The sequence below is a fragment of the Ochrobactrum sp. PL_is501 genome, assembly GCF_055816895.1.
In genome coordinates this window covers 234,214-258,690 of sequence record NZ_JBVPGR010000036.1, presented here as the reverse complement: position 1 = coordinate 258,690, position 24,477 = coordinate 234,214, and the positions used below count along the sequence as shown (strand labels likewise).

Here is a 24,477-nt window from a genome sequence, read left to right as displayed (position 1 = left end):
TCAGTGCGCTCGCGCAAGATTATTGATCAAAAACAGTGCGTTTTCGCCGCTTTATCTTTTCTTTGGTAATTTTCGTCTACACACTGACAGTGTGATCCTGAAAGTGCAGGGCCCTTTTCAGGACTGGTTTGAAATGACAAGGCGCTTTTCGGTTGCGCTTTTGGAAAACGGCTTTGCCATCCACTGCCAGTTTATCTGGTGCCCAGGTTGATTTGGCGAGCGCCGCCGCAGCAGGACGGCCCAAGCGGTCCGCGTTCGTGAGGGAGACAGGAATGTTAAAGGAATTCAAGGAATTCGCCCTGAAGGGCAATATGGTCGATCTGGCCATCGGTGTTATCATCGGCGGGGCGTTCGGCGGCCTCGTCAATTCCATCGTCAATGACATCATCATGCCGATCATCGGTCTTATCACCGGCGGTATCGACTTTTCGAACATGTTCATACAGCTGGCGGGTGAACCCAAGACCACCCTGGCTGCCGCCCGTGACGCCGGTGCGACCATCGCCTATGGCAACTTCATTACGCTTCTCATCAACTTCCTGATCATCGCATGGGTATTGTTCCTTGTGGTGAAGGGAATGAACCGCATGAAGAAGAAAGAAGAAGCAAAGCCGGAACCGGAAGCACCGCGCGAAGAGGTCCTGCTGACCGAAATCCGCGATCTTCTGGCAAAGCAGAAAGCCTGATCTATCAAAAACGGCTGAATGAGAGCGGGGCCCTTGTGGCTCCGTTTTCTTTTGATCCATAAAAGCGTTTGATCGGACCATCACAAAAAGCCGCGTGATTTCGCTGACGGGCCTTGATAAGCACGAAATCAAAATCAAAGTCCAACGCGGGGAAAACATGACGCTCATTGCCAATCTTCGTAGGGAAGCAGCCCAGTCGCCGGAAAGCGGAATTGTGACGGTCGCCAATCACGGGCGCGGGCGCGAAGGGCTTATTCCGCTTTGGGTGGGCGAGGGCGATCTATCGACGCCCGATTTTATTCGCGCAGCGGCCCAAAAAGGCATCGCTGACGGAGAGACTTTCTATACCTGGCAGGCGGGCATACCCGAATTGCGGGAAGCACTGGCTCGCTATCACGCCCGCCATTTTCCGCGGCCTCTGAAGCCGGAGAACTTCTATGTCACCGGTTCCGGCATGCATGCCATCGAAATGGCGCTGACCGCAACCGTGGGAGCGGGCGAAGAGGCGATTTACCTTTCGCCGGCGTGGCCCAATTTCGTCGGCGCCGCTGGTCTCGCTGGCGCCATTCCGGTTCCGGTCGAGCTGGAATTCGGCGCCAATGGCTGGATGCTCGATCCAGAGAAGATTGCTGCCGCCATTACGCCGCGCACGAAGGCGCTCTTCATCAATACGCCGTCCAATCCCACTGGCTGGACGGCGGATCGGGAAACATTGCAATTCGTTCTCGATCTGGCCCGCAAGCATGGTCTGTGGATCATCGCCGACGAGATTTATACTCATTTCTATTATGGCGGAGGCCGTGCTCCGTCCTTCATGGATATCATGGAGCCGGATGATCGCATCATCTTCGTCAATTCCTTCTCCAAAAATTGGGCTATGACAGGCTGGCGTATAGGCTGGATGACGGTGCACCCGTCTTTGGGGCCGGTTATTGAAAACCTGATCCAATATTCGAATTCGGGCGTCGCGCAATTCATGCAGCGTGGTGCCGTTGCCGCGCTTGATGAAGGGGATGACTTTATTTCGATGCAGGTCGAACGCGCGCGTTCAACGCGTGATCGCCTGTGCGCTTCGCTATTGTCGACAGGAAAAGTTCGACTGACGCCGCCACAGGGCGCATTTTATCTTTTCTTCGGCGTGGATGGGGTGGGGGATTCCGTCAAGGCAGCCATCGATATGGTGGACAATGCCGAGGTGGGGCTGGCGCCCGGCGGCGCATTCGGTCTTGGCGGAGAGGGCTTCTTCCGCCTTTGTTTCTGCCGCGATCCACAGCAGGTGGATGAAGCCGCATCGCGGTTGGTGCGCTGGATCGAAAAGCTGTGAGCTTATCGCTTGCCGGTTGAATTGGCGCGAGGGCCACGGTTTGCCGCGGCTTTCATCAGGCGCTGGAAGGTCGGGCACTCCATATGACTTTCGGCGGGACAGGTGGCCGCATGACGCAGTCCGTCTCGCAGTGCTATCAGATGCGCGATTGTACGGTCGAGATCATCCGCCTTCGATGACAGGGTTTCACGGCTGATCGAGATGTGGCCATCTGGCCCGAACATGCCCGCAATATCATCAAGCGAAAAACCAGCCGCCTGTCCGAGAGCGATCAGGGACAGCTTGGTCACAACGCCGGGATCAAAAACACGACGCAAGCCCCGCCGGCTATGCGACGCAATCAAGCCCCTTTCTTCATAGTAGCGCAGGGTCGATGCGGGAACGCCCGTCACTTTCGCGACTTCTGCAATGTCCAGATCTTTCATGTTGACCTCAAGTCGACTTTAACTTGTAGAATCCGCCTTTTCAACGATCCGCGCAAGTGGAAAGGAAAGGTAAATGTTTGTTTTTCAGGTCGTTTTCATTGGTGTGGGAGCGACACTCATCACGGATGTCTGGGCGGTGGTCAGAGGGCGGTTGTTCGGCGTTGCGAATTTGGATTATGGGCTGGTGGGGCGCTGGTTCGGCCATATGCTGCAGGGACGCTTCGTGCACGAACGCATCGTCGCCAGCGCACCATTTCAGGGAGAGAAACTTCTCGGCTGGGGCCTTCATTATGCGATCGGTGTGCTGTTTGCAGCTATTCTGGCTGCCGTCAGCGGGGGGGAATGGGTGCAGTCGCCGCAGTTCCTGCCAGCGCTTGCCTTCGGATTGCTGACCGTGGCCGCTCCGTTTTTTATCATGCAGCCGGGGATGGGCGCGGGAATCGCCGCGCGGAAGACACCCCAGCCATGGGTTGCCAGGGGTTGGAGTGTCGTGATGCATCTATGGTTCGGAGCTGGGCTTTATCTTGCGGCTCTGGCAGCCAAGCTCATCTTCTGAGGCAGCAAAAAGGCCGGTTCACCCGGCCTTTTATTCGAATAATCCTGTTTGTCAGCCACCAGCTTTGGAGACCATCAGCGGAATAATCCGCTCAGAACTGGCGGGCTGTGAGACCGCAGGCTCGGCAAAAGGAATACCGAGTGTATTCCACACCTCCTGCAAGGCATCCTTGAGACCGTCAATCAAAGCGTCGTCATGCAGAGGCGACGGTGTGATGCGCAGCCTTTCGGTGCCGCGTGGAACGGTCGGATAATTGATCGGCTGGATATAGATGCCGTGCACTTCAAGCAAACGGTCGCTGGCCTTTTTGCAAAGTTCAGGGTCGCCAACCAGAATTGGTACGATATGGGTTTCCGATGGCATGACGGGTAAACCCGCCGCGGAAAGCACATCCTTGGCACGCTGGGCCTGGCGCTGCTGGCCGTCACGCTCCGTCTGCGACGTTTTCAGATGCCGGATCGCAGCCGTTGCGGCGGCGGCAACTGCCGGAGGCAGAGAGGTGGTGAAGATGAAGCCCGGCGCGTAGGAACGCACCGCATCGACAATTGCACGTGAGCCGGTAATGTAACCGCCGAGAGCGCCAAAGGCCTTTGCAAGCGTGCCTTCGATAATATCGATGCGATGTGCGAGGCCATCGCGCTCGGTAATGCCACCGCCGCGTGCGCCATACATGCCAACCGCATGAACTTCATCGATATAGGTCATGGCATTATATTTGTCGGCCAGATCGGCAATCTTCTCGATTGGCGCGATATCGCCGTCCATCGAATAGACCGATTCAAACACGATCAGCTTCGCGCGTGCAGGATCGGCTGCCTTCAGAAGCTGTTCCAGATGCTCGACGTCATTGTGACGGAAAATCTTCTTTTCCGCTCCCGAACGACGCACGCCTTCGATCATCGAAGCATGGTTCAGTTCGTCGGAAAGAATAAGACAGTTCGGCAGCAGCCGGGCAATCGTGGAAATCGAGGCTTCATTGGAAACAAAGCCCGATGTGAAGACGAGACCGGCTTCCTTGCCGTGCAAATCGGCTAGTTCGTTTTCCAGTTCGACCAGCGGATGATTATTGCCAGAAATATTGCGCGTGCCGCCCGAACCTGAACCCGCATTGCCAGCGGTGTCGCACATAGCCTTGATGACGTCCGTATGGTGTCCCATGCCCAGATAGTCATTGGAACACCAGACGGTGATTTCACGGGCAGTGCCATTGTTGCGCCAGATAGCTCGGGGGAAACGTCCGACAATGCGTTCAAGATCTGCAAAAACGCGGTAACGCTTCTCGGCGTGCAACTGGTCGATCGCTTCTTCGAAAAAACGGCGATAGTCCATAATGCGCTCCTTAATCTGTGCCCTAACTAGCGCTTTTGGCACTTGCCGTCCATGGCGCATCGGGGGGCAATTTGCCACGTTTGCGTGAAGCAGCATTGATCGAAATCAAGCCTATAGGCTCAACACTGGTAATAATGACAGTCAATTTTCATCACGAACCATAAGCGTGGGGGCATGGCTGACTTGCGTGACATTGGGCATGCACCACACCAACGCGCCCCCGGCTCAGCGCATAAAGGTCTTCAACAGGAATTGAGGTAATATGTCATTACGCCTGATGGTGAGGCGCGGAATGCCGAACGGATCGTCAGTTGATCGTGCGCGGCGCTTTTCTGTCGTCGTCGCGTTTTTATAACCTGCCGCTTCGACGATCTTGCGTGTCGCTGCGTTTTCTCCGCCATAAGGATAAGCGAAAGACGTGACTTCGCTACCGAGCAGGTCTTCGATCTTTGTTCGCGACTGCTGAATCTGCTCTATGGCATCCTTTTCGCTCGTGTCTGGAAGGAAGACATGGTCGAGCGTATGGGAACCCACCTCGTGACCAAGATCCGCCCATTCGCGCATTTCGGCGACGCTCATGCAGTTAGCGGGCGCAACGCCGATCCCCTGGTCCCATAGATTGAAGCCGCCGATCTGGTTGGCGACGAAATAGTTCGTTGCCGTGAAGCCAAATTCCTGGAGAACAGGCAGGGCATTGCGAAAAACATTCGCGAAGCCATCGTCAAAAGTGATCACGGCGACTTTTCCCTGCTTTCCGCCGTAGATGTAAGGAATTGCGTCCCGCACTGACAGGCCACGATAGCCCAACCTTTTCAGCCAGGCCATCTGCTGGCGAAACCGATCCGGACGGACGGTCATGCTGCGAAACGGGGCGCGATGCTTCGGCGGGACATCGATCTGGTGATAAAGAAAAATCGGAACAGACACAGGAACCTCAAATAGCTGCACGCGAGCGCGATTTTATCTTCCAGCGATAGAGCGGGCGCAGGATTTCGCGCTTCAGCTTATCCGGCAGGGAACGCGATTTCTGGATCGTGCTTCCGCCCAGTTGCACCGATATTTCTTTCACGCCGCCCGGCAGGACGGACAATGGTTTCAGCCCGGTGACCCAGTTCATTTGCGCAGTGGTGTCAACGGGCCGGTCGAAAATTTCGGTTGCTGACAGCAACCGTTGCGCTGCATCGCGCCCGACAAGCTGGGCGACCATGCCAAGGCCGACCGGCATCGGCTCGATGATCCTTGAACTTTCCGTTGTCAGAACGGTGCGTCCGCTTTCACGCTCGCGAAAGGGAAAGCGGATAAAACTGTCGGACTGAAGAACTTTGCAAGCTGCCGAATAGGCTGCGGCAAATTCCAACGTCAGTTCCACATCGTCTTCAAGTACGAGACCAGCATCCAATCCTTGGTCAACAATTGCCTGCCAGGCCTTTCGATGCGAAAGAAAGCAGGCGATTTCGTTCGTGCTGAGTTGAAATGGATAGCGGGGCGTGTGCACCGACCGCCGATAGACGCGGGTAATCGTCTGCGCATCGAGCGTGCGCCCGTCGACGGCGTTTACCACTTCGGTCTCGACAGGCAGCTTTCGCACCAGCTCTTCAACTTGCGGCTGCCGGTCGCTCGCGCGCTCCAGATGAATGATGAAAGCTTTGACGGCTCCAGACGGGCCATCAGGCGGGGTGATGTCGGGACGCGTTTCGCTCATGGTCCTTATCTATCTTGAAGCGCCTGAAAAAGCTCCAGGAAATTTTCGGGAGACAGGTTTCCAGCCCAGCTCGACAATATCGGCGTAGTCGACATCCTGCCAATCCTTGGTCTATCGCCGGCACCAGCCTTCCGGCGAGCTAAAAGCCGTTGCCAAGGCACCAGTTTCGCGCCCCATGTTTCGGACGCGGTTATTGGATAAGGCTGATCCGACCGGACTTGATTTTCTGTTCAACCCAGCTGCGCTCATCTCCCCAGGCGTGGCGTTTCCATCCTTCCCAGGTGAACCCGCAGATTTTCACGTCCCAGCTTTCCTCCGGGCACTTTCCGAGCATGTACCAGATGCCGAAAAAGCCAGTACTTGGAAAGATTTTGCTTAAATTCTCTTCAGCTATGCCCAACTCTCTGCATCCGGCCAAATAGAATTGTGGTGGCATGATCCGAATTTCCTTGCCGGCGGAACCAATGATTTCGACGGTTTGCATCGTCCAATCGCTACGCCGTCCCTTGAGGCGGGAAAGAAAGTTCGGCACCGGGTGATATTTGCGAATGATGCTGGGATGATAGGCAAGCATCACTTCCTTGGCTGCCTTGAAAGTCGGCGTCTGGAGGAAGCTCGGATCGCTGAGGCGCCGCTGCATGGGCTTGCTGGTGGTTGCCAGCATCAGCAGATCGGTGCGGGTGCCGCTCATCCCGATCGGCTCATTGAAACGGACAACAAAATCCGCCGCATCCACTTCGGCAGAAAGGTCGCGCGCCAAAGGCGCGTTGCCGACGATGATCAATGTCTTTTTCATGCATTCTAACTCGAATTAGGAGCATGCCTCCCGAAAGTGAGAACGCTTCGGGATAAAGACATGCGTAAAATAGATAAAGCAGCTCCAACGGTTCCGTTTTAGCCGGAACCGCTCTGGAACGAACCGGTGCCGGTTGTGAAACGGCAGCTATATCTAAACCAGCATTACACAATGATTACGATATTGGGAGGCTATTTCTTAAGGGAAAAGGAAATCCGGTGGAAATGCTGGGATTTCGCTACGGTCACGGCAGCCATGCAGGAAACGCACTTCTCAAAAGACCGGGAAAGGCGGAAGCTCATTATCGGGAGGAAGATAAAAAAGGGGATACCGCAATGACTCTTCGTGCCCATTTCCATCGCTGGATGCAATATCGCGAAAACGTGCGTGAACTCAATGGCTGCACCGACCGCGAGCTTTCCGATCTCGGACTTTCACGCGGCGACATTCATCGCGTTGCCCGCGAAGCTGCTTTTGCTTGAACTGGCAAATGGGGGCCGTTTCCCCTTCGGGAGCCGGCCCTGCTTCAATCCGCACGATCTTCCAAAATCTACACGTCACCCGGTTTCTTGAAGCGGATGTGAATATTGTCGCCTGCGAGGTCGAAGCCTGCATAGTTGCGCTGGAAAGCGATGAGCGCGTCGTTGACGCCCTTTGAATAGTCGTCTTCCTGCACGTCGATATGGTGCCGGTAGATGATCCTGTCGTCCTTATAGAATATAACCTGACCTTCCATAACAGCCTCCTTCTGATGAAGCGCAGAACAGAAATCCGTCAGCGGTTTCAATGTTCAACAATACGGGCCTATGGCTGAAATGGCGCCAAAAGGCACTTATCCAGTCGGGATATCTCTTTGAGATAGGCGATGGGGCGCGGGTTTCAAGACGATACGGTGCCGGTTCCGGCCTTGCTCAGCTCAAGCCATGCGCGCGCGGCATGAGACAGGAATGCGCCTTTTCGCCAGATCAGAGCCAGATGCCAGCTCACATCGGCGCCCTTGATCCTGTGTATGCGCACGCCTGGATGATGCCGCTGTTCCGCAATCATTCTCGGCAGGAAGCCGATGCCCATGCCTGCAGCAACAAGCTCCACGATGAAATCAATCTGACTGGAGCGGACAGCAACGTTGGGAGAAAATCCGTGCGAACGACAAGCGTCGAGGATGATATGGTTGAGGGCAAAACCGCTCTCGAAGAGGATGAAGGGCAAGCTGGCGATATCCTGCAACGAAACGCCGTCGCCCTGCGCCACCGCGTGGCTGGTCGGAAGCAGCGCAACAACCGGTTCGCATCGCACATCCTGCCATTCGAAACTGTCTGCGACCGGGAGAAGCGAAGCCGCGAGTTCCACATCCCCGGCAAGCAGAAGCTCCTCAAGCCTTCGGCTGCCATGCTCGACCAGTTGAATGTCGATCTCGGGATAAAGCTTCGTATAGGCCGCAAAAACAGGCGCGAAAAGCACGCTGGACCCGATCGGCGGCAGGCCGAGTTTCAGGAGACCACGCTTGAGGCCGCGCAGTTCATCAAGCTCGGCCAGCATGTCGTCCCTTTCGGCCAGCATCGCAATTGCGCGCCGAAAGACGATCTCACCTGCGGTCGTGAGGCGGGAGGGCGAGATTTCGCGATCAAGCAAAACCAGCCCCAGCTCATCCTCAAGCTGCCTGACCGCCTTGCTGACGGTAGACTGGGTCGCGTTGATGGTTTTTGCGGCGGCGGAAAAACCGCCTTGCCGCACCACTTCGACAAAAGCCTGGAAGCTGCGCAAGTTCATGAGCTATTCTATTACGGAATGGCTGCAATGAAATCAATTCATTTCTAGAATAGAGATGAAGAGCCTATATTCGCTGGTGAAAATGCCTCAGTTCCTATTGGAAAAGCCCATGAATGCCCACAGCCTCCTGATCCGGTTTCGTTACGCCCTGCATCACAGCCGCCTGATGCAGATCGCGACGCTGGTCGGCTTCTGGCTGGCGGGCGAGTTGTTTGTCCGGCTCGTCGGCCTGCCTCTTCCGGGCGGCATTGTGGGTATGGCGCTGGTGCTGGCGCTTCTTTTGAGCGGGCGTATCAGCCTGTTCAGCATGAAGCGCGGAGCAGAATGGTTTCTGGCTGAAATGTTGCTCTTTTTTGTTCCCGCAGTGCTCGCAGTTCTTGAGCATCGGGAGCTGATAGGACTGCTTGGCCTCAAAATCATGGCTGTAATCTTGCTGGGCACATTGACGGTCATGAGTGTTACCGCATTGACGGTCGATCTCTGCTACCGCTGGAGCCTGCGCTATGTCGCTAAGTAATCCGCTTGTAGCGACACTTTTCTGGTCTGCCGCAACGATCCTGCTTTATCTTGCCGCCAAGCGTGTCTATCGCCGCTTTCCCATGTGGTGGCTGACACCGCTTGCCGTCACGCCCTTGCTGCTGATGGCGCTGGTCATTGGGCTCAATCAGAATTATCGCGGCTATTTCAGCGCCACACATTGGCTGGTCGCGCTTCTTGGGCCTGCAACAGTGGCTTTTGCAATCCCGATTTACCAGCAGCGCGCCACGATACGTCGCTATTGGCCGGTTCTTCTGGCGGGCGTGGTCGTCGGAAGTTCCTCTGCCATGGCATCGGCCTGGGGGCTGGCGCATCTGCTGGGACTGAACGAGGCAATCAGCCTGAGCCTCATGCCGCGCTCGATGAGCACGCCCTTTGCGATGACTGTCTCGGGCGACATCGGTGGCACGCCGGACCTGACTGCGATCTTTGTGGTTCTCACCGGCGTATTCGGCGCGGCGCTCGGTGAAGTCATGCTCAACTGGCTGCCGATCCGCTCGACATTGGCGCGCGGCGCTCTTTTCGGTATGGGCGCACACGGCGCTGGCGTGGCCAAGGCCCACCAGATCGGCAGTGAAGAAGGTTCGATCGCCGGGCTGGTCATGGTGCTGGTCGGGCTGGTGAATGTACTTGCCGCACCCTTGATTGCCCATTTTCTGTAAGCGCCTGATTTTCAAGGATGAGTCTGCTTCCAACCCGAGCGCCAGCGTCTTTGCATAACTGATATGCATTAATGGCCGTTGCCGCGGGCGAGGGAGCCGGGTAAACATCTGCTCATCGAGTTCACTCCTCCTCCCAGAACTCGATAAGGAATACGGCACTCCTCCTCCCAAGCCGTATTCAAGATCAGGCCGCGCATCCTCCTCCCGCGCGGCCTTTTTCTTTTTCAACCCTCCTGTATTTCCACTTCGTTTTCGCTCCATGCGTTGACAATGCGTAACCGCGCGTCCCCATAGGCAAGCCGCAGCATCTGGTCTATTTCTGGTGCAAGTTCTAAATCGGGGAGACAGCGTCCATGACAAGCGGCATCCACCACATCACCCTCATCACCCGAAAAGTGCAGGCGAACGTCGATTTCTATGTCGGCTTTCTGGGATTGCGTATCGTCAAGCAAACGGGCGGGTTTGAAGATGCCGAGCAGCTGCATCTGTTCTATGGCGACCGTTCGGGCACACCCGGATCATTGATAACGTTTCTGGTGTGGGAGGACGGGTCCAGGGGGCGTGTCGGCCACGGGCAGGTCAGTGAAATTGCGCTCGCGATTGATCGCACCGCCATCGGCTTCTGGCTCGAGCGTGCCTTGCGCTATCATGTGCCGTCCGAAGGGCCGGTTCAAGAATTCGGTGAACCTGTCCTGCGCCTGCGTGACCCGGACGGTGTGATCGTCAAGCTGGTCGGCTGCGATCTTGCCGCCAACGATGCGTGGGAAAGCGAAGGCATTCCAGCAGCTTTCGCGGTCAAGCGTCTGCGTGCCGCGACCATTCTGTCCGAAGCGCCGGAACAGACCGCCGGTTTCATCGAGCGCTATTTCGGTTTCAGGCCTTCGGCCAAAGAAGGCACGATAGATCGCCTTCTCTCGGATTCTGGCGATGCCATCGATGTGCGCGATGCAGGTGGTTTCTGGCCGGGCATTCCCGGTGCGGGAATTGCCGATCATGTGGCTTTCCGTGCGGCCGATATGGGTGACGTGGAAAAGGCCGAGAAGGAATTGTCGAAGCTGAATTCCAGCGCCGTCAATGTTCACGACCGCAAATATTTCACGTCGCTCTATGTACGCGAGCCCGCCGGAACGCTGTTCGAATTTGCAACCGATGCACCGGGCTTCACGATAGACGAGCCTGTTGAAATACTGGGGGAGTTTCTGTTCGTGCCGCCGGGCAATGAGGAAAAGGCTGATGCTATCCGGGCGCGGATGCCGCAATTTGCCCTGCCGGGCGAAGAGCGCGTCATCTATCGCGACCTGCCTTTCGTTCATCGGATACACCAGCCCGAAGATCCGGATGGCAGTACGCTGGTGCTCTTGCACGGTACTGGCGGGAACGAAAATGACCTGATGCCTTTCGCCCGCAAGGCCGCGCCGCGCGCGACTCTTCTGGGCGTGCGTGGACGCAGCACGGAAGAGGGTATCCAGCGCTGGTTTCGCCGCTTCGATCTGAAAAAGTTCGATCAGGCCGACATCCGTTTTGAAGCACAGGCGTTCGAGGCTTTTGTCGAGGGCGCCGCCGCCGCTTATGGCATCGACCTGAGCCGGACAGCCTTCATCGGGAATTCCAATGGCGCCAATCTGTTGGCTGCATTCATGCGCCTTCACCCGCATGTGGTTCGCACGGCGGTTCTTCTGCGCGGTCAGGAGGTTCTGGAAGAGCAGCCTGAAGGGGCGGATTTGTCGGACGCTTCGGTGCTTCTGATGAATGGCGCTTCCGATCCCTTTGGGGATGGGAGCGGAACGCTGGAAAAAGTTCTGAAAGACGATGGAGCTGCGCTCACGGTAAGCACGGTTGAAGCCGGGCATGCTCTCATAGATGAAGACATCCGCATCGCGGGCGACTGGCTTCGCGACAAGATATAAACAACAAGGGCTGCGGAGAATTCCGCAGCCCTTGTACTATGTTTTAATGAACTGGACTGGTTAAGCCCCTGCCGCGATTGAGCATTTTCAGGTCGTGATGCATTGGCATCTTAGCGCCCTGATATTGTTGCATTAATCGAGCGGTTTCAGGCTTCGCTCGATGGCTTCGCGTTTTCCTTCAAGGAAAGGCGGGAGCGACAGGCTTTCGCCGAGACTTTCGAGCGGTTCGTCAACTGCGAAGCCGGGACCGTCGGTCGCGATCTCGAACAGGATGCCATTCGGCTCACGGAAGTAGAGCGAGCGGAAATAGTAGCGTTCGACTTCGCCGCTTGACGGCATACGCACGGACCGCAGACGATCCACCCATTCCTGCATGCTTTCCTGATCGGGCGTACGGAATGCAACATGGTGAACCGCACCCGCGCCCTGCCATGCGGTTGGCAGGTTCGGCTGTACCGCGACATGCAGTTCCGCTGCGGCACCGCCCGGGCCCATGGAGAAGATATGGACGTGACCTTCACCATCGGGAGAAACATAGTCGCCCGTCTGGCGCATGTTCATGACCTTTTCCAGAATGATCTGAGTCGGTGCCAGTTCGGGAACGCTGAGCGTGATCGGTCCGAGCCCGCGGATCTGGCGTTCTGCGGGAACAGGGCTCCTGTCCCAGCTATGCGCTTCGCCCGCACCGCCATCGTCGGTCAGGCGCAGGCGCTGGCCTTCCGGGTCCTCGAAGTCTAAAACGGCCCGTCCTGCAACTTCGAAAATATCGCCTGCCTGGATTCCTTTATCGTTCAGGTGCTTGCGCCACCATTCCAGACTTTCGACCCCGTTGACGCGCAGGCCCGTCCGGGCGACGCTGTTCGTGCCGCGCTGTTCACGCTGCACCGGCCAGTCGAAAAACGTTATGTCGGTGCCGGGCGAGGCCAGTCCATCCGCATAGAAGAGGTGATACGCGCTCGTATCGTCCTGATTGACGGTCTTCTTGACCAGCCTCAGCCCAAGCGTGTCGGTATAAAAGCGCCGGTTGCCAGGCGCGTCGGCGGTAATGGCTGTCAGATGGTGCAGCCCTGTCAGTTCCAATGCCATAGTGTGCCTCCTTTGGAAGCGGAGTTGCTGTTGGCGGATATATCGGACTGTGCTGACCAAGAGGAAAGTATCACGTGTTGAACAGTGTGTAACCCATAAGCCGCAATCGCCCCGCGTTCCGACAATGGTGGATAATTGGGGCTTGGCAGAAAGTTTCACGTAAAGAATATATTAACCTTCAAGATTCCGGTGTAAGAGGCCTGCTGGCGTAGCGTTGAGGGAGTTTGGTTTTGCGGCGCATTTTTTCTCGGACTGCCCCTGCGTTGCTTGTTCTGATGTCTCTGCTCGCCGGTTGTGCCAGTCGGCCTGAAGGTGTGCTCGTCCCCATTGGCGATGTCGCTTCTCCCGGGACAACCAAGGTCAACCTTGTCGTTGCAACCACGCGCCGCCCATCCGATAATCCGGGCATACTTTTCTCCGGCGAGCGCGACAAGCTTGTGTCGCTCAACGAGATCGTCGTGTCCATTCCGCCGGAAAAGAACCGCAAGGCGGGTGAAGTGCAGTGGCCGAAGAAACTGCCGCCCAATCCGCAGACAGATTTCACCACCGTCAGCGTGACGCCAGTCAAGACCGATGTGGAAATGGCGGGTTGGGTCCGTCCTCATCTGACCAAGAGCCGCCGCGTGATGGTTTTCGTGCACGGCTTCAACAATACGTTTGAGGATTCCGTCTATCGCTTTGCCCAGATCGTGCATGATTCCGGTGCCGATGTCGCGCCGGTGATCTTCACCTGGCCGTCGCGCGCCAGCGTGTTCGACTATAATTACGACAAGGAAAGCACAAACTATTCCCGCGATGCGCTGGAGCAGATTCTGCGCGCCATCGCGCGTGAGCCGGAGGTCAAGGATATTACCGTCATGGCCCACTCAATGGGGAGCTGGCTGACGGTTGAAGCCCTGCGGCAGATGGCGATCCGCGATGGCCGCGTGAATGCGAAGGTAACGGACGTCATTCTGGCGTCGCCCGATCTCGATGTCGATGTGTTTTCGAAGCAGTTTCTTGCGATGGGCAAGGAGCATCCGCGCTTCACATTGTTCACCTCCCGGGATGACAAGGCGCTGGCATTGTCACGGCGTATTTCCGGCAATATTGACCGTCTCGGCCAGATCGACCCGTCCGTTGAGCCGTATCGTTCCGAGCTGGAAAAAGCAGGCATTACCGTTATCGACCTGACGCAGCTGAAGGCGGGAGACCGTCTCAACCATGGCAAGTTTGCCGCAAGCCCGGAAGTCGTGCAGCTGATCGGGCAGCGCCTTGTTGCCGGTCAGACCATCACGGATTCGCAGGTTGGCCTCGGTGACCGACTGGGCGCGGTGGCAATCGGTACGGCACAGGGTGTCGGCACGGCAGCTTCGCTGGTGGTGACAGCGCCGATTGCCGTGTTCGATCCGAACACACGCAAAACCTATGACGAACAGATTGATCGTTTCGGTCGCGCTGTCGGCAATACAGTTGGTGCCGTGACGATCCCGACGCAGTAAACCGACTGGAAGGCGTTTGCCTTGGCGGTTGTCATATTTCAGCTGACGCTGTAGGACTCGCGGCCAGAAAATTCGGGCCGCGAGGAGGACCTCATGCAGATCATCCGCACCATTGAGGAATTGCGTCAGGCTTTGACGCCCGCAAGAAGGGCCGGAAAACGCATCGGCTTCGTGCCGACCATGGGCTATCTCCACAAAGGCCATCTGGAACTGGTTCATCGGTCGCGCGCCGACAATGACGTGACGGTCGTGTCGATCTTCGTTAATCCGCTGCAATTTGGCGCCAATGAAGATCTCGACAAATATCCGCGCGATCTGGAGCGCGACGCGGCTCTGCTGCGCGGAGCAGAGGTCGATTACCTCTTCGCGCCAGCGGTCAGCGACATGTATCCGCGCCCGATGCAAACCGTGGTGGATGTGCCGACGCTTGGCAACCAGATGGAAGGCGAGGCGCGTCCCGGCCATTTTGCCGGTGTTGCGACCGTAGTGAGCAAGCTCTTCAATATCGTTGGTCCCGATGCCGCCTATTTCGGCGAAAAGGATTTTCAGCAGCTCGTCATTATCCGCCGCATGGTGGACGATATGGCCATTCCGGTGCGCATCGTCGGTGTCGAAACGGTGCGCGAGGATGATGGTCTCGCCTGTTCGTCCCGTAATGTCTATCTGACGCCGGAACAGCGCGCCGCCGCCATCATTGTGCCAAAAGCACTGGACGAGGCTGAACGGCTTTATCGTTCCGGCATGGACGATCCTGATGCGCTGGAAGCGGCAATTCGCGCTTTCATCTCTACTGAATCGCTGGCTACGCCGGAAGTGGTGGCGCTGCGCGATCCCGATACACTGGAACGCGTGACGGCGGTGCAAGGACGTCCAGTGCTGCTTGCGCTGTTCGTGCGGTTCGGCACCACGCGGCTCCTCGATAATCGTGTCATTGCGCATGTCGCACAGGAACGGGCGGCCTGAGATGAGTGCCCCCGCCAAGCAAAAGCGACTGACGCCCAAGGCCATTTCGGCCCTCAAGGGCGAACGCCCCATTGTCAGCCTCACCGCTTATACGACGCCGATTGCGCGGCTGCTCGATCCGCATTGCGACCTGTTGCTGGTGGGAGATTCGCTTGGCATGGTGCTCTACGGCATGGATTCCACCCTTGCCGTGACGCTCGACATGATGATCGCTCACGGACAGGCGGTGATGCGCGGCGTCGAGAGCGCCTGCGTTATTGTCGATATGCCGTTTGGTTCCTATCAGGAATCGAAGGAACAGGCGTTCCGCAATGCCGCCCGCGTGATGCAGGAAACCGGCTGTGACGGCGTCAAACTCGAAGGCGGCGAGGAAATGGCCGAAACGGTCGATTTTCTGGTGCGTCGCGGCATTCCCGTGTTCGGCCATGTCGGGCTTATGCCGCAACAGGTCAACACTGTTGGCGGTTTTCGCTCGCTTGGGCGCGGCGATGAAGAGGCCGACCGCATTCGCGGCGATGCACAGGCCATTGCCGATGCCGGTGCCTTTGCGCTGGTTATCGAAGGTACGGTCGAGCCGCTGGCGCGTGAGATCACTGCATCGCTTGCCATCCCGACAGTCGGCATCGGGGCGTCTGCTGCGTGCGACGGGCAGATATTGGTCTCCGACGACATGCTGGGGCTGTTTCAGGATTTCACGCCGCGCTTCGTGAAGCGTTTCGCGCATTTGGCACCGCAGGTGTCCGATGCGGCGAAAGCTTACGCCGAAGAGGTTCGGGCGCGCACATTTCCGGGGCCAGAGCATGTTTTCGGCGCGAAACCGAAAGCCTAACCCCTAAATTCTGTGCCATGCGGCGGTAGCGCCTTGTAATTATTCGTCAATCGCGTTCAATGACGGAACTGTTTTCCGGAGTTGCCGTGACTGACGATATTGCCCATACCGAATTGATAGCCGTGCTGGCAGCTGTTACCGGCGAACAGCCGCGCGTCATGACCGTGCGGCAGGGGCAGGCTTTACCGTCCGGCCCGTTCGAAAGCGAGCATCGTTCGTTGCAGTCGGGTCTGCGCGCCTGGGTGCAATCGGAAACCGCCCATCCGGTCGGCTATCTGGAGCAGCTCTACACCTTCGCCGATCGTGACCGCCATGCGCAGGGCGAGCGCATCATCTCGATCAGCTATCTTGGCCTTGTGCGTGAAAGCGATGCGGCTGCGGGGCAGGCGGGATGGCGCGGCTGGTATGATTATCTGCCGTGGGAAGATCACCGTCAGGGCGAACCGGCCATCATGGAGCATCTCAACAATGCCTTGCTCGTCTGGGCCTACCGGGCTGAAACGCCGGAACTGACGGCGCAGCGCATGCGGCGGATCGCCTTCACTTTCGGCTTTGAGAGCGGAGATTGGAGCGGGCGCTGGAATGAAGACCTTGTGCTCCAGCGTTACGAGCTTCTTTACGAGGCTGGCCTGGTAGCGGAGGCCGGCATGCAGGAAGACGAGAACGGCCGTTCCATGTTCGCCGATCATCGCCGCATCCTTGCCACGGCGATTGCGCGGCTGCGCGCCAAGATCAAGTATCGTCCGGTGGTGTTTGAGCTGATGCCGGAAAGTTTCACCCTCCTGCAATTGCAGCGAACCGTCGAAGCGCTGGCGGGTCTGCGTCTGCACAAGCAGAATTTTCGCCGCCTGATCGAACAGCAGGATCTGGTCGAGGAAACCGGCGAAAGCGACAGCGAAACCGGCGGTCGCCCGGCGAAGTTATTCCGTTTCCGCTACTCGATTGTCGAAGAACGCGCCCTTTCCGAGCGCCATCTGGCCGGAGCCAAGCTGCCAATTTCCCGCGATTGACAATATACTCGAATCGAGTATAAGTTCGTGAATATTAAATACTCAAATTGAGTATAATGGGTAGGCAAGCATTTCCAGCAAAAGTGTGAAGCGGTTTTGCGCGGGACAATGCGTAAGTGACCTTGGAGATCCAGCCATGAATGATCATGTTCCCGTCTCGCAACTTTATGACCGCGTGTCCAAGGTGTTGCCAAAGGCAGAGTGGCTCGGCTTCGAGGACGATGTCGCTGCTATCCTTGAGCTGAAGAAAAAGCGCAACGCGGTCATCCTTGCGCATAACTACCAGACGCCGGAAATCTTCCATTGCGTGGCCGATATTGTCGGCGATAGCCTCGCGCTGGCGCGCAAGGCGGCGGAAGTCGATGCCGATGTGATCGTGCTGGCAGGCGTGCATTTCATGGCCGAGACGGCCAAGCTGCTCAATCCCGGCAAGACGGTGCTGATCCCCGATATGGCTGCGGGCTGTTCGCTGGCCGACAGCATCACGCCGGAAGATGTGGCGCTTCTGCGAGAAGCACATCCCGGCGTGCCGATCATCACCTATGTCAACACGTCCGCTGCGGTGAAGGCGGCTTCCGACATTTGCTGCACCTCCGGCAATGCCAAAAAGGTCGTGGAGTCGCTCGGTGTGCCGCGCGTGCTGATGATCCCCGACGAGTTTCTGGCGCAGAACGTGGCGCGTGAAACCAACGTCGAAATTCTCGCCTGGCATGGCCATTGCGAGGTGCATGAGCGTTTTACTCCCGATGATATCCGCGAACTGCGCGAAAGCCATCCGGGCGTCATGGTTCTGGCCCATCCCGAATGTCCGCCGGAAGTGGTGGAAGCCGCCGATTTCGCCGGTTCCACGGCAGTCATGTCCGACTATGTCGGCGAGAAGAAGCCGCAGCGCGTCGTGCTTTTGACTGAATGCTCGATGAGCGACAATGTCGCCGTCGATCACCCCGACGTCGAGTTCATCCGCCCGTGCAATCTATGTCCGCATATGAAGCGGATCACGCTCGCCAATATCCGCGATGCACTGGAAAACAATCGCCATGAGGTGACCGTCGATGCAGCATTGATGGAGCCGGCCCGACGCGCTGTCGAACGGATGTTGATGGTATGAATACGGCCCCGGTCCTCATCATCGGCAGCGGCCTCGCCGGGCTGATGACGGCGCTGACGCTGTCTCCGCAGCCGGTGCTGCTGGTGACGGCGGGAAGCCTAGGGCTTTCCGGTTCCAGCACGCTGGCGCAAGGCGGCATTGCCGCAAGCGTTGGCGCGGATGACAGCGCGGCGTTGCATCTGGCCGATACGATTTCGGCAGGCGATGGCCTGTGCGACGCGGCCGTGGCTGCCGAAATCGTTGCGGCGGGCGCCGAAGTGATCGCGGCGCTGGAAGCTTACGGCGTGCGTTTCGACCGCAAGGCCGATGGATCGTTTTCGCTCGGTCTGGAGGCGGCGCACAGCCGCCATCGCATTGTGCATGTTGATGGCGATGCGACAGGCGCGGCCATTATGCGCGTATTGGCGCAGAAAGTGCTGGCCACACCGTCCATCACGGTCATGGAAAACACCCGCGCCCTGAGGCTCATCAGGCAGGATGGCCGTGTCGTCGGTGCCTGCCTTGAAAATGTAGGCCCGATTGCCGCGCGCGCCGTGGTTCTGGCGACCGGCGGGATCGGCGGGCTTTATAACGCAACAACCACGCCGCTTGGGAATCTGGGGCAGGGTGCTGCTTTGGCAGGTCGCGCAGGTGCTGTGCTTGCCGATATGGAATTCGTGCAATTTCATCCCACGGCACTTGCAGTCTCGACACCGCGTTTGCCACTGGTCAGCGAAGCGGTGCGCGGCGAGGGCGCCACGCTCGTCAACGATCGCGGCGAGCGGTTCATGGCCGACATTCCGGGCAAAGAGCTGGCCCCTCGCGATGTGGTCGCCCGCGCCATCGGCAGCGAGATCGCACAAGGGCGCAAGGTTTTTCTGGATGCGCGTGCGGCTCTGGGCAAGCGTTTCGCAACCCGTTTTCCCGGTATCGACGCGCTTTGCAAGCAGCATGGCCTCGATCCCTCCAAGGATATGATCCCGGTCAGGCCAGCCACCCATTATCACATGGGCGGCATCAAGACCGACGCGAATGGGCGCAGCAGCTTGCCGGGTCTCTGGGCCGTGGGCGAAGCGGCCTGCACCGGCCTGCATGGTGCGAACCGGCTTGCCAGCAATTCGCTGCTCGAAGCTGCCGTCATGGGACTGCGCGCCGCCCGCGCGCTTGGTGATGAGGATGCGGTTGCCGTGCGGCATCCCCTGCCGGTCAGCCTGCCGCAAAATGCCGGTCCCGAATGGGTGCGGCGCGTTGTTTCCCGTCATCTTGGCCTGCTGCGTGATGAAGAAGGTTTGCGCTCTGCAATCACCACCCTTCTCCCAATCGCGGAGACCGACGATGCCGCAGCCGTGGCGCTGGTCGCCGCGGTTGCGGCATTTGACCGATGCGAGTCGCGCGGCAGCCATGCCCGCACCGACTATCCCGGCAAAAGCGCGAGCTCGGCCCGCAGCTTTTTCACCTTTTCGGCAGCTTTTGCTCTGGCTCGCGAAATTACCGTACCTCACCCTGTTACAAGGACTGCATGATGAACCTGCCGCGCCTGTCTCCGCTTGTCGTCGAACCGCTGGTGCGCGCCGCACTTCTGGAAGACCTGGGCCTTGCTGGCGACATAACCAGCAATGCGGTGGTGCCGGAAGAACACCGCTCGGCCATGCTGTTCCGTCTGCGCCAGCCGGGCGTCGTCGCCGGGCTTGATGTGGCGGAAATGGCGTTTCGTCTGGTCGATCCGGATGTCACGTTCGAACGTCTGGCGCGGGATGGCCAGTCTCTTGAAAAAGGGGCTGATGTCGCCCGTGTTTCCGGTTCGTCCCGCTCTATTCTGGCGGGTGAGCGCACCGCGCTCAATTTCCTCGGCCACCTGTCCGGCATTGCCACCGCCACGGCCAATCTGGTGAAGGCGGTCGCCGGAACCAGAGCATCCATCGTCTGCACGCGCAAGACGATGCCGGGGCTGCGTGCCTTGCAGAAATATGCGGTGAGGGCGGGCGGCGGCATGAACCACCGTTTCGCGCTCTATGATGCAGTGCTCATCAAGGACAACCACATCGCGGTCGCTGGCGGCGTGCGCGAGGCCATCGAGCGCGCCAAGGCTGGCGCCGGTCACATGGTCAAGATTGAGGTCGAAGTCGATACGCTGCAACAGCTTGATGAAGCCATGGCCGTCGGTGTGGACGCAGTTCTGCTCGACAATATGTCACCGGCGCAATTGCGCGAAGCTGTATCGATCATCGATGGCCGTGCTATTTCCGAAGCTTCGGGCGGCATCACACCGGAAACGGTGGCGGCGGTGGCGGCAAGCGGGGTTGACCTGATTTCGGTGGGCTGGACGACGCACAGCGCGCCAAACCTCGATATCGGGCTTGATTTTGAGCTGAACGGATAGGGGGCATTTTCGAGACTTTTCGACAAAATAACCGGGCGGATGGACCACATCCTCCGGACACCGAAATGGCTGGCGATCTGCTGCGTCGAGCCGCTCTTGTCATTTCAAGGCCATTTCCGTAGGCGATAGCCCGCAATCCCTCCAAAATACCCAGCTTCTTTCGCTGCGAAACCCAACACGCGTCGGGGATGGGGCTTGAGGCTTGGGGTTTGCCAATCCGCGTCCACTGCTCCCAAATTCAGTCAGGAAACTCGCCCTCAAAAACATGATTGAATTATTCATATTTTCGTGCCACAAAATGACTGACTGATAGTCAGTCAGGAGTCGTGCGGCGGTTCGGACATCTGCTTGTGTGCGTGCCGGTTGCCGGATCGTCGTCACGGCTCAAGGCAGCATTCGTTGCTGCGAATTTCGTGAATATCGAGCAGGAGGGGAGCGTAATGCTTCACCATATGGAAAACTGGCCATACGTCGTCACGCTGTCGAAGGGCGCATCGACCATGGAGGAGACACGTGAATTCTTCGATATCTGGAACCGCTGGCTTGATGAGGGGAAACCCTTTGTCACGATCCGCCGCTTTCTGGATGAAGATGCTCTGGCGCATCCCGAAGGTTCGGCCCGTGAAGTCAAGCAATGGTTCCAGCAGAATGCGCAGCGCATTCGCCAACAGGTGCTGGGCATGGTGAACATCGTGCCGGAATCTGTTTATGAACAGGCAAGCCGCATGGATGCTGAAAAACTGTTCCGCGTTCCGGCTGGCACATTCTCCAATGTGGAGGCGGCGTTGCACTGGCTGGAGGATCGCGTTGTTCGACCAAACAGGCTTGCTTTTGACAGGGCGGCAATCCGGGATAAATTGGCGGCATCCTGAGTTCCGGAGACTGATTTGCCGTCAACTGCCATTAAGCCCAAGCCCCGCACCAAACCAGCTGAAATACGTCGCGAAGAACTGATGGCGGCAGCCGAAGCCCTTTTCCTGGAAAGGGGCTTCGCGGCGACGAGCGTGGATGAGATTGTCCGTCTTGCCGATGTTGCCAAAGGCACGTTTTATCTGCATTTTCGCAGCAAGGACGACATCCTGATCGCCCTGCGGCAGCGATTTATCGATGGATTCTGCGAAGGGCTGGAGCGTCAGCTGGGCCAATATCCGGCTGATGACTGGCACGGAAAGCTGGTAGCGTGGGCTGAGACAGGCATTGCCGGTTATCTGGACAATTACAAACTCCACGACATGGTGTTTCATGACTTTCATCCGCCCATGCGGCGTATGAAGCAGGAAAATCCGGCAGTCGTCCGGCTTGATGCATTGTTGACCAGCGGCAAGGCTGCGGGCGCATGGAAAATCGCCGATACCCGTCTGACTGCGGTGCTTCTGTTCAATGCACTGCACGGTGCGGTCGACGAGATTATCTCAAACCCGGATATGATGGACCGTGCGGAAATGGTAGCCGGTGTGAAGGCTTTCTTCCTGCAGGCGGTGCGGGAGCAGTAGTAAAAGGGAAGCTCGATGCCTCCCTTTTCGGTGTTTCAGTGCTGCGGGCCGCGCTTACTTTTCAACGAAAGCCTTTTCGATGACGTAGTGTCCGGCTTCGCTCTGGCTGCCTTCCTTGAATCCGCGCTCTTCCAGAATCTGCTTTGTCTCGGCCAGCATTTCCGGGCTGCCGCACAGCATCATGCGGTCATCGTCGTGGTTGAATTCGGGCAGGCCGACATCGCTGAAAAGCTGTCCTGAACGAATGAGGTCGGTCAGGCGGCCACGATTCTTGTAGGGCTCACGCGTGACTGTCGGATAATAAATGAGCTGCTTCTTGACCATTTCGCCGAGGAATTCATCCTGCGGCAGTTCGTTGGAAATGAAATCCGTATAGGCAAGTTCCGCGACCTGACGCACGCCATGAACGAGGATGATCTTTTCGAAACGTTCATAGGCTTCCAGATCGCGAATGATCGACAGGAACGGCGCAAGACCGGTGCCGGTCGAGAGCAGCCAGAGATTTTTGCCCGGCTTCAGATTGTCGTAGAGCAGCGTGCCGACCGGCTTCTTGGAAAGGATGATCTGGTCGCCAACCTTCAGATGCTGGAGCTTGGAGGTCAACGGACCGTTCGGCACCTTGATCGAGAAGAATTCCAGGCCGTCTTCATAAAGGCTCGAGGCAATCGAGTAGGCGCGTGTCAGCGGCTTGCCGTTCACTTCCAGGCCCATCATGATGAACTGGCCGCTCTGGAAGCGAAATCCGGGGTCGCGCGTCGTGCGGAAGGAAAACAGCGTGTCGGTCCAGTGATGGATGTTGGTGACGGTTTCCTGATTGAAATTGCTGCTCATTTTCGGAACTGTCTCTGTCTTGCTTCTGCACCGCTTGGGAGGACGGCGCCATGGAATGGATTGTTGCTCAGTTTTTATCGGTCATTGCTGCATTTTGCCCACAGGCACGCAACTCCGTGGAGACTGCATCCGCTGCAGGCAAAACGCTTTGATCGCAATCAATACTAGCGCGTCATGCTGCCTTCAGGGTGGCTTCCGCGAATTCGTAATTGGCCAGCTTGTCGAGGAAATTCGTTACATAGTCAGGCCGACGATTACGGAAATCGAGATAATAGCTATGCTCCCAGACATCAAGCCCTAATAGTGCCTTGCCTTCGCCGGTTGCCAGCGGATTGGAGCCATTTGGCGTCTTGGTGACCTTGAGCTTGCCGTCACTGGCCAGAACCAGCCATGCCCAGCCCGAACCGAACTGGCCGACGGCTGCCGTCTTGAAGGCTTCCTTGAACTGGTCGACGCTGCCGAAATCCTCAACGATCTTCTTTTCCAGCGCGCCGGGCAGGCGTCCGCCGTTTGGTGACAGGTTCTGCCAGAACAGATCGTGGTTCCAATGCTGGCCGGCATTGTTGAACACGGGAGCCAGATCAGCCTTGTCCTTGGCAAACAGCACGATTTCCTCGAGCGACTTGCCCTTGAGCGCGTCGTTCTTTTCCACAAAGCCGTTGAGTGCGGTCACATAGGCCTGATGATGCTTGCCATGATGCAGCTCCAGCGTTTCCGTGCCCATTCCGACGCCTTCAAGCGCGTTGGTTGCGAAGGGAAGTGGTGGCAAAGTGAAGCTCATTTTAAAACTCCTGATCGCTTGAGCCTGATCACCGTTCAGCGTCCCGAGGGTCGCTTCCGGTGTCGACTCCGGCTTTTACGAAAGCCGGTTTGAATATTGAAAATTCAGAATTATCTTGCCTCAACGGGCTTGGTCGCCTATTTAACAAGATAATCCTTCTTTAAATAGAAAACAGCGCATATGTCAAGGAATGACTTTCTAAATACCGATGAATCAGGAGTACGTTCTCCCGCTGGGCGGATCATGCTTTCGCTGAAGATGCGGGGCGCGCAGACAGCCGCCACCATCGGGGAGCATCTGGGAACCACGGGCGAGGCCGTTCGCCAGCAGTTGGTGCGTCTTGCGGAGGAGGGGCTTGTTTCCTCGCATTCCGTATCCCAGGGCGTCGGTCGGCCTTCATTATTCTGGGACCTGACCGAAGCCGGTAACAAACGTTTTCCCGACACGCATGCCGATTTGACCGTTCAGCTTCTGCATTCCGTGCGCACCATTCTGGGCGATGATGCGCTGGATACGCTGGTTGCCCATCGCGAGACCGAGACCCGCCGTCAGTATCAGGCGCGCTTGCAGGATTTGTCGCTCGATCAGCGTGTAAAGCAACTTGCCGATATCCGCTCTGCCGAAGGCTATATGGCTGATGCGGAAAAGCGGGAAGATGGCTCGTGGCTGCTCATCGAAAATCATTGCCCCATCTGCGCCGCCGCAGATGCCTGTCAGGGCTTCTGCCGGTCAGAGCTTCAGATATTCAGGGCCGTGCTTGGCCCTGATGTTTCGGTAAACCGCACCGAGCATATTCTGGCGGGCGCGCGGCGCTGCGCCTACGTTATTTCGCCCGCCTGATA

Annotated in this window: 27 protein-coding genes; 17 read left to right on the top strand and 10 right to left on the bottom strand. The window is 57.7% G+C overall.

The genetic code is table 11. The features are described from left to right. Positions 1-272: 272 nt before the first annotated feature. Together mscL and AC0TOF_RS14645 are read left to right on the top strand one after the other, a co-directional pair. Positions 273-686 carry a large conductance mechanosensitive channel protein MscL gene (mscL, locus tag AC0TOF_RS14650; RefSeq protein WP_113475843.1) on the top strand — a complete coding sequence of 138 codons (414 nt, stop codon included), beginning with the start codon at positions 273-275 and terminating at the stop codon, positions 684-686. A 157-nt stretch (positions 687-843) separates the two neighbouring features. Then, a complete protein-coding gene (locus tag AC0TOF_RS14645) occupies positions 844-2,010 on the top strand; it encodes a pyridoxal phosphate-dependent aminotransferase (protein WP_473768806.1) in 1,167 nt (388 codons plus the stop codon). Positions 2,011-2,012: 2 nt separating this feature from the next. On the opposite strand, the gene AC0TOF_RS14640 is transcribed toward AC0TOF_RS14645, so the two are convergent. Beyond that, positions 2,013-2,435, bottom strand: coding sequence for a helix-turn-helix domain-containing protein (locus tag AC0TOF_RS14640; protein WP_473768805.1), 423 nt, complete (start codon positions 2,433-2,435; stop codon positions 2,013-2,015). A gap of 73 nt (positions 2,436-2,508) precedes the next feature. On the opposite strand from AC0TOF_RS14640, the gene AC0TOF_RS14635 reads away from it, so the two are divergent. Continuing rightward, positions 2,509-2,991, top strand: a complete 483-nt coding sequence (locus tag AC0TOF_RS14635) for a DUF2938 domain-containing protein (protein ID WP_122000638.1) — start codon at positions 2,509-2,511, stop codon at positions 2,989-2,991. Between the two features lie 51 nt (positions 2,992-3,042). Here AC0TOF_RS14635 and hemA read toward each other — a convergent pair whose 3' ends face one another. The 4 genes from hemA to AC0TOF_RS14615 all read right to left on the bottom strand — a co-directional run bounded on the left by hemA (position 3,043) and on the right by AC0TOF_RS14615 (position 6,818). Continuing rightward, positions 3,043-4,320: a 5-aminolevulinate synthase gene (hemA, locus tag AC0TOF_RS14630; protein ID WP_122000637.1), complete on the bottom strand. Its 1,278-nt coding sequence runs from the start codon at positions 4,318-4,320 to the stop codon at positions 3,043-3,045. A gap of 225 nt (positions 4,321-4,545) precedes the next feature. Next, positions 4,546-5,247, bottom strand: coding sequence for a polysaccharide deacetylase family protein (locus AC0TOF_RS14625; protein WP_473768804.1), 702 nt, complete (start codon positions 5,245-5,247; stop codon positions 4,546-4,548). A 7-nt stretch (positions 5,248-5,254) separates the two neighbouring features. Then, positions 5,255-6,022: a glycosyltransferase family 25 protein gene (locus AC0TOF_RS14620; protein WP_473768803.1), complete on the bottom strand. Its 768-nt coding sequence runs from the start codon at positions 6,020-6,022 to the stop codon at positions 5,255-5,257. Between the two features lie 190 nt (positions 6,023-6,212). Beyond that, positions 6,213-6,818, bottom strand: a complete 606-nt coding sequence (locus tag AC0TOF_RS14615; protein ID WP_473768802.1) for a glycosyltransferase family 29 protein — start codon at positions 6,816-6,818, stop codon at positions 6,213-6,215. A 335-nt stretch (positions 6,819-7,153) separates the two neighbouring features. On the opposite strand from AC0TOF_RS14615, the gene AC0TOF_RS14610 reads away from it, so the two are divergent. Beyond that, positions 7,154-7,300, top strand: coding sequence for a YjiS-like domain-containing protein (locus AC0TOF_RS14610; RefSeq protein WP_122000730.1), 147 nt, complete (start codon positions 7,154-7,156; stop codon positions 7,298-7,300). A gap of 68 nt (positions 7,301-7,368) precedes the next feature. Here the strand turns inward: AC0TOF_RS14610 and AC0TOF_RS14605 are convergent, their stop codons facing one another. Both AC0TOF_RS14605 and AC0TOF_RS14600 read right to left on the bottom strand, forming a co-directional pair. Further along, positions 7,369-7,554, bottom strand: coding sequence for a hypothetical protein (locus AC0TOF_RS14605; RefSeq protein ID WP_122000634.1), 186 nt, complete (start codon positions 7,552-7,554; stop codon positions 7,369-7,371). A 143-nt stretch (positions 7,555-7,697) separates the two neighbouring features. After that, entirely contained in the window at positions 7,698-8,588 is an 891-nt protein-coding gene (locus AC0TOF_RS14600; RefSeq protein WP_473768801.1) for a LysR family transcriptional regulator, read from the bottom strand. A gap of 109 nt (positions 8,589-8,697) precedes the next feature. Here AC0TOF_RS14600 and AC0TOF_RS14595 point away from each other — a divergent pair, with 109 nt between their 5' ends. The 3 genes from AC0TOF_RS14595 (at position 8,698) to AC0TOF_RS14585 (ending at position 11,694) form a co-directional block, all read left to right on the top strand. Beyond that, a complete protein-coding gene (locus tag AC0TOF_RS14595; protein ID WP_473768800.1) occupies positions 8,698-9,105 on the top strand; it encodes a CidA/LrgA family protein in 408 nt (135 codons plus the stop codon). Continuing rightward, a complete protein-coding gene (locus AC0TOF_RS14590; RefSeq protein ID WP_122000632.1) occupies positions 9,092-9,787 on the top strand; it encodes an LrgB family protein in 696 nt (231 codons plus the stop codon). The genes AC0TOF_RS14595 and AC0TOF_RS14590 overlap by 14 nt, the downstream gene beginning before the upstream one ends. Positions 9,788-10,140: 353 nt before the next feature. Next, entirely contained in the window at positions 10,141-11,694 is a 1,554-nt protein-coding gene (locus AC0TOF_RS14585) for a VOC family protein (RefSeq protein WP_473768799.1), read from the top strand. Between the two features lie 132 nt (positions 11,695-11,826). On the opposite strand, the gene AC0TOF_RS14580 is transcribed toward AC0TOF_RS14585, so the two are convergent. Continuing rightward, positions 11,827-12,780, bottom strand: coding sequence for a ring-cleaving dioxygenase (locus tag AC0TOF_RS14580; protein WP_473768798.1), 954 nt, complete (start codon positions 12,778-12,780; stop codon positions 11,827-11,829). A gap of 224 nt (positions 12,781-13,004) precedes the next feature. Here AC0TOF_RS14580 and AC0TOF_RS14575 point away from each other — a divergent pair, with 224 nt between their 5' ends. From AC0TOF_RS14575 to AC0TOF_RS14535, 9 genes are all read left to right on the top strand, one after another. Beyond that, entirely contained in the window at positions 13,005-14,261 is a 1,257-nt protein-coding gene (locus AC0TOF_RS14575) for an alpha/beta hydrolase (protein WP_473768797.1), read from the top strand. 93 nt (positions 14,262-14,354) lie between these two features. Next, complete coding sequence (panC, locus tag AC0TOF_RS14570; protein ID WP_473768796.1) at positions 14,355-15,224, top strand: pantoate--beta-alanine ligase; 870 nt, start codon at positions 14,355-14,357, stop codon at positions 15,222-15,224. Position 15,225: 1 nt separating this feature from the next. Then, entirely contained in the window at positions 15,226-16,053 is an 828-nt protein-coding gene (panB, locus tag AC0TOF_RS14565; RefSeq protein WP_473768795.1) for a 3-methyl-2-oxobutanoate hydroxymethyltransferase, read from the top strand. Between the two features lie 59 nt (positions 16,054-16,112). Continuing rightward, entirely contained in the window at positions 16,113-17,063 is a 951-nt protein-coding gene (locus AC0TOF_RS14560; protein WP_473768794.1) for an NUDIX hydrolase, read from the top strand. Between the two features lie 136 nt (positions 17,064-17,199). After that, complete coding sequence (gene nadA / locus AC0TOF_RS14555; protein ID WP_473768793.1) at positions 17,200-18,171, top strand: quinolinate synthase NadA; 972 nt, start codon at positions 17,200-17,202, stop codon at positions 18,169-18,171. Beyond that, positions 18,168-19,673 carry an L-aspartate oxidase gene (locus AC0TOF_RS14550; protein ID WP_473768792.1) on the top strand — a complete coding sequence of 502 codons (1,506 nt, stop codon included), beginning with the start codon at positions 18,168-18,170 and terminating at the stop codon, positions 19,671-19,673. The genes nadA and AC0TOF_RS14550 overlap by 4 nt, the downstream gene beginning before the upstream one ends. After that, entirely contained in the window at positions 19,673-20,530 is an 858-nt protein-coding gene (gene nadC, locus AC0TOF_RS14545; RefSeq protein ID WP_473768967.1) for a carboxylating nicotinate-nucleotide diphosphorylase, read from the top strand. The genes AC0TOF_RS14550 and nadC overlap by 1 nt, the downstream gene beginning before the upstream one ends. Positions 20,531-20,856: 326 nt before the next feature. Further along, positions 20,857-21,402 (top strand): hypothetical protein, encoded by a 546-nt coding sequence (locus tag AC0TOF_RS14540; protein ID WP_473768791.1) that lies wholly within the window; start codon positions 20,857-20,859, stop codon positions 21,400-21,402. 81 nt (positions 21,403-21,483) lie between these two features. Further along, positions 21,484-22,023 carry a TetR/AcrR family transcriptional regulator gene (locus AC0TOF_RS14535; RefSeq protein WP_473768790.1) on the top strand — a complete coding sequence of 180 codons (540 nt, stop codon included), beginning with the start codon at positions 21,484-21,486 and terminating at the stop codon, positions 22,021-22,023. 54 nt (positions 22,024-22,077) lie between these two features. Here the strand turns inward: AC0TOF_RS14535 and AC0TOF_RS14530 are convergent, their stop codons facing one another. After that, positions 22,078-22,854: a ferredoxin--NADP reductase gene (locus tag AC0TOF_RS14530; RefSeq protein WP_473768789.1), complete on the bottom strand. Its 777-nt coding sequence runs from the start codon at positions 22,852-22,854 to the stop codon at positions 22,078-22,080. A 172-nt stretch (positions 22,855-23,026) separates the two neighbouring features. After that, positions 23,027-23,635: a superoxide dismutase gene (locus tag AC0TOF_RS14525; protein WP_473768788.1), complete on the bottom strand. Its 609-nt coding sequence runs from the start codon at positions 23,633-23,635 to the stop codon at positions 23,027-23,029. Positions 23,636-23,878: 243 nt separating this feature from the next. On the opposite strand from AC0TOF_RS14525, the gene AC0TOF_RS14520 reads away from it, so the two are divergent. Continuing rightward, positions 23,879-24,475 (top strand): helix-turn-helix transcriptional regulator, encoded by a 597-nt coding sequence (locus AC0TOF_RS14520; RefSeq protein WP_473768787.1) that lies wholly within the window; start codon positions 23,879-23,881, stop codon positions 24,473-24,475. Positions 24,476-24,477 lie beyond the last annotated feature (2 nt).

Excerpts from the sequence above, each read along its gene's own strand:
- mscL (WP_113475843.1), top strand. The coding sequence starts at position 273 with ATGTTAAAGGAATTCAAGGAATTCGCCCTGAAGGGCAATATGGTCGAT.
- AC0TOF_RS14645 (WP_473768806.1), top strand. The coding sequence starts at position 844 with ATGACGCTCATTGCCAATCTTCGTAGGGAAGCAGCCCAGTCGCCGGAA.
- AC0TOF_RS14640 (WP_473768805.1), bottom strand. The coding sequence starts at position 2,435 with ATGAAAGATCTGGACATTGCAGAAGTCGCGAAAGTGACGGGCGTTCCC.
- AC0TOF_RS14635 (WP_122000638.1), top strand. The coding sequence starts at position 2,509 with ATGTTTGTTTTTCAGGTCGTTTTCATTGGTGTGGGAGCGACACTCATC.
- hemA (WP_122000637.1), bottom strand. The coding sequence starts at position 4,320 with ATGGACTATCGCCGTTTTTTCGAAGAAGCGATCGACCAGTTGCACGCC.
- AC0TOF_RS14620 (WP_473768803.1), bottom strand. The coding sequence starts at position 6,022 with ATGAGCGAAACGCGTCCCGACATCACCCCGCCTGATGGCCCGTCTGGA.
- AC0TOF_RS14615 (WP_473768802.1), bottom strand. The coding sequence starts at position 6,818 with ATGAAAAAGACATTGATCATCGTCGGCAACGCGCCTTTGGCGCGCGAC.
- AC0TOF_RS14610 (WP_122000730.1), top strand. The coding sequence starts at position 7,154 with ATGACTCTTCGTGCCCATTTCCATCGCTGGATGCAATATCGCGAAAAC.
- AC0TOF_RS14605 (WP_122000634.1), bottom strand. The coding sequence starts at position 7,554 with ATGGAAGGTCAGGTTATATTCTATAAGGACGACAGGATCATCTACCGG.
- AC0TOF_RS14600 (WP_473768801.1), bottom strand. The coding sequence starts at position 8,588 with ATGAACTTGCGCAGCTTCCAGGCTTTTGTCGAAGTGGTGCGGCAAGGC.
- AC0TOF_RS14595 (WP_473768800.1), top strand. The coding sequence starts at position 8,698 with ATGAATGCCCACAGCCTCCTGATCCGGTTTCGTTACGCCCTGCATCAC.
- AC0TOF_RS14590 (WP_122000632.1), top strand. The coding sequence starts at position 9,092 with ATGTCGCTAAGTAATCCGCTTGTAGCGACACTTTTCTGGTCTGCCGCA.
- AC0TOF_RS14585 (WP_473768799.1), top strand. The coding sequence starts at position 10,141 with ATGACAAGCGGCATCCACCACATCACCCTCATCACCCGAAAAGTGCAG.
- AC0TOF_RS14580 (WP_473768798.1), bottom strand. The coding sequence starts at position 12,780 with ATGGCATTGGAACTGACAGGGCTGCACCATCTGACAGCCATTACCGCC.
- panC (WP_473768796.1), top strand. The coding sequence starts at position 14,355 with ATGCAGATCATCCGCACCATTGAGGAATTGCGTCAGGCTTTGACGCCC.
- panB (WP_473768795.1), top strand. The coding sequence starts at position 15,226 with ATGAGTGCCCCCGCCAAGCAAAAGCGACTGACGCCCAAGGCCATTTCG.
- AC0TOF_RS14560 (WP_473768794.1), top strand. The coding sequence starts at position 16,113 with ATGACGGAACTGTTTTCCGGAGTTGCCGTGACTGACGATATTGCCCAT.
- nadA (WP_473768793.1), top strand. The coding sequence starts at position 17,200 with ATGAATGATCATGTTCCCGTCTCGCAACTTTATGACCGCGTGTCCAAG.
- AC0TOF_RS14550 (WP_473768792.1), top strand. The coding sequence starts at position 18,168 with ATGAATACGGCCCCGGTCCTCATCATCGGCAGCGGCCTCGCCGGGCTG.
- nadC (WP_473768967.1), top strand. The coding sequence starts at position 19,673 with ATGAACCTGCCGCGCCTGTCTCCGCTTGTCGTCGAACCGCTGGTGCGC.
- AC0TOF_RS14535 (WP_473768790.1), top strand. The coding sequence starts at position 21,484 with ATGGCGGCAGCCGAAGCCCTTTTCCTGGAAAGGGGCTTCGCGGCGACG.
- AC0TOF_RS14530 (WP_473768789.1), bottom strand. The coding sequence starts at position 22,854 with ATGAGCAGCAATTTCAATCAGGAAACCGTCACCAACATCCATCACTGG.
- AC0TOF_RS14525 (WP_473768788.1), bottom strand. The coding sequence starts at position 23,635 with ATGAGCTTCACTTTGCCACCACTTCCCTTCGCAACCAACGCGCTTGAA.
- AC0TOF_RS14520 (WP_473768787.1), top strand. The coding sequence starts at position 23,879 with ATGCTTTCGCTGAAGATGCGGGGCGCGCAGACAGCCGCCACCATCGGG.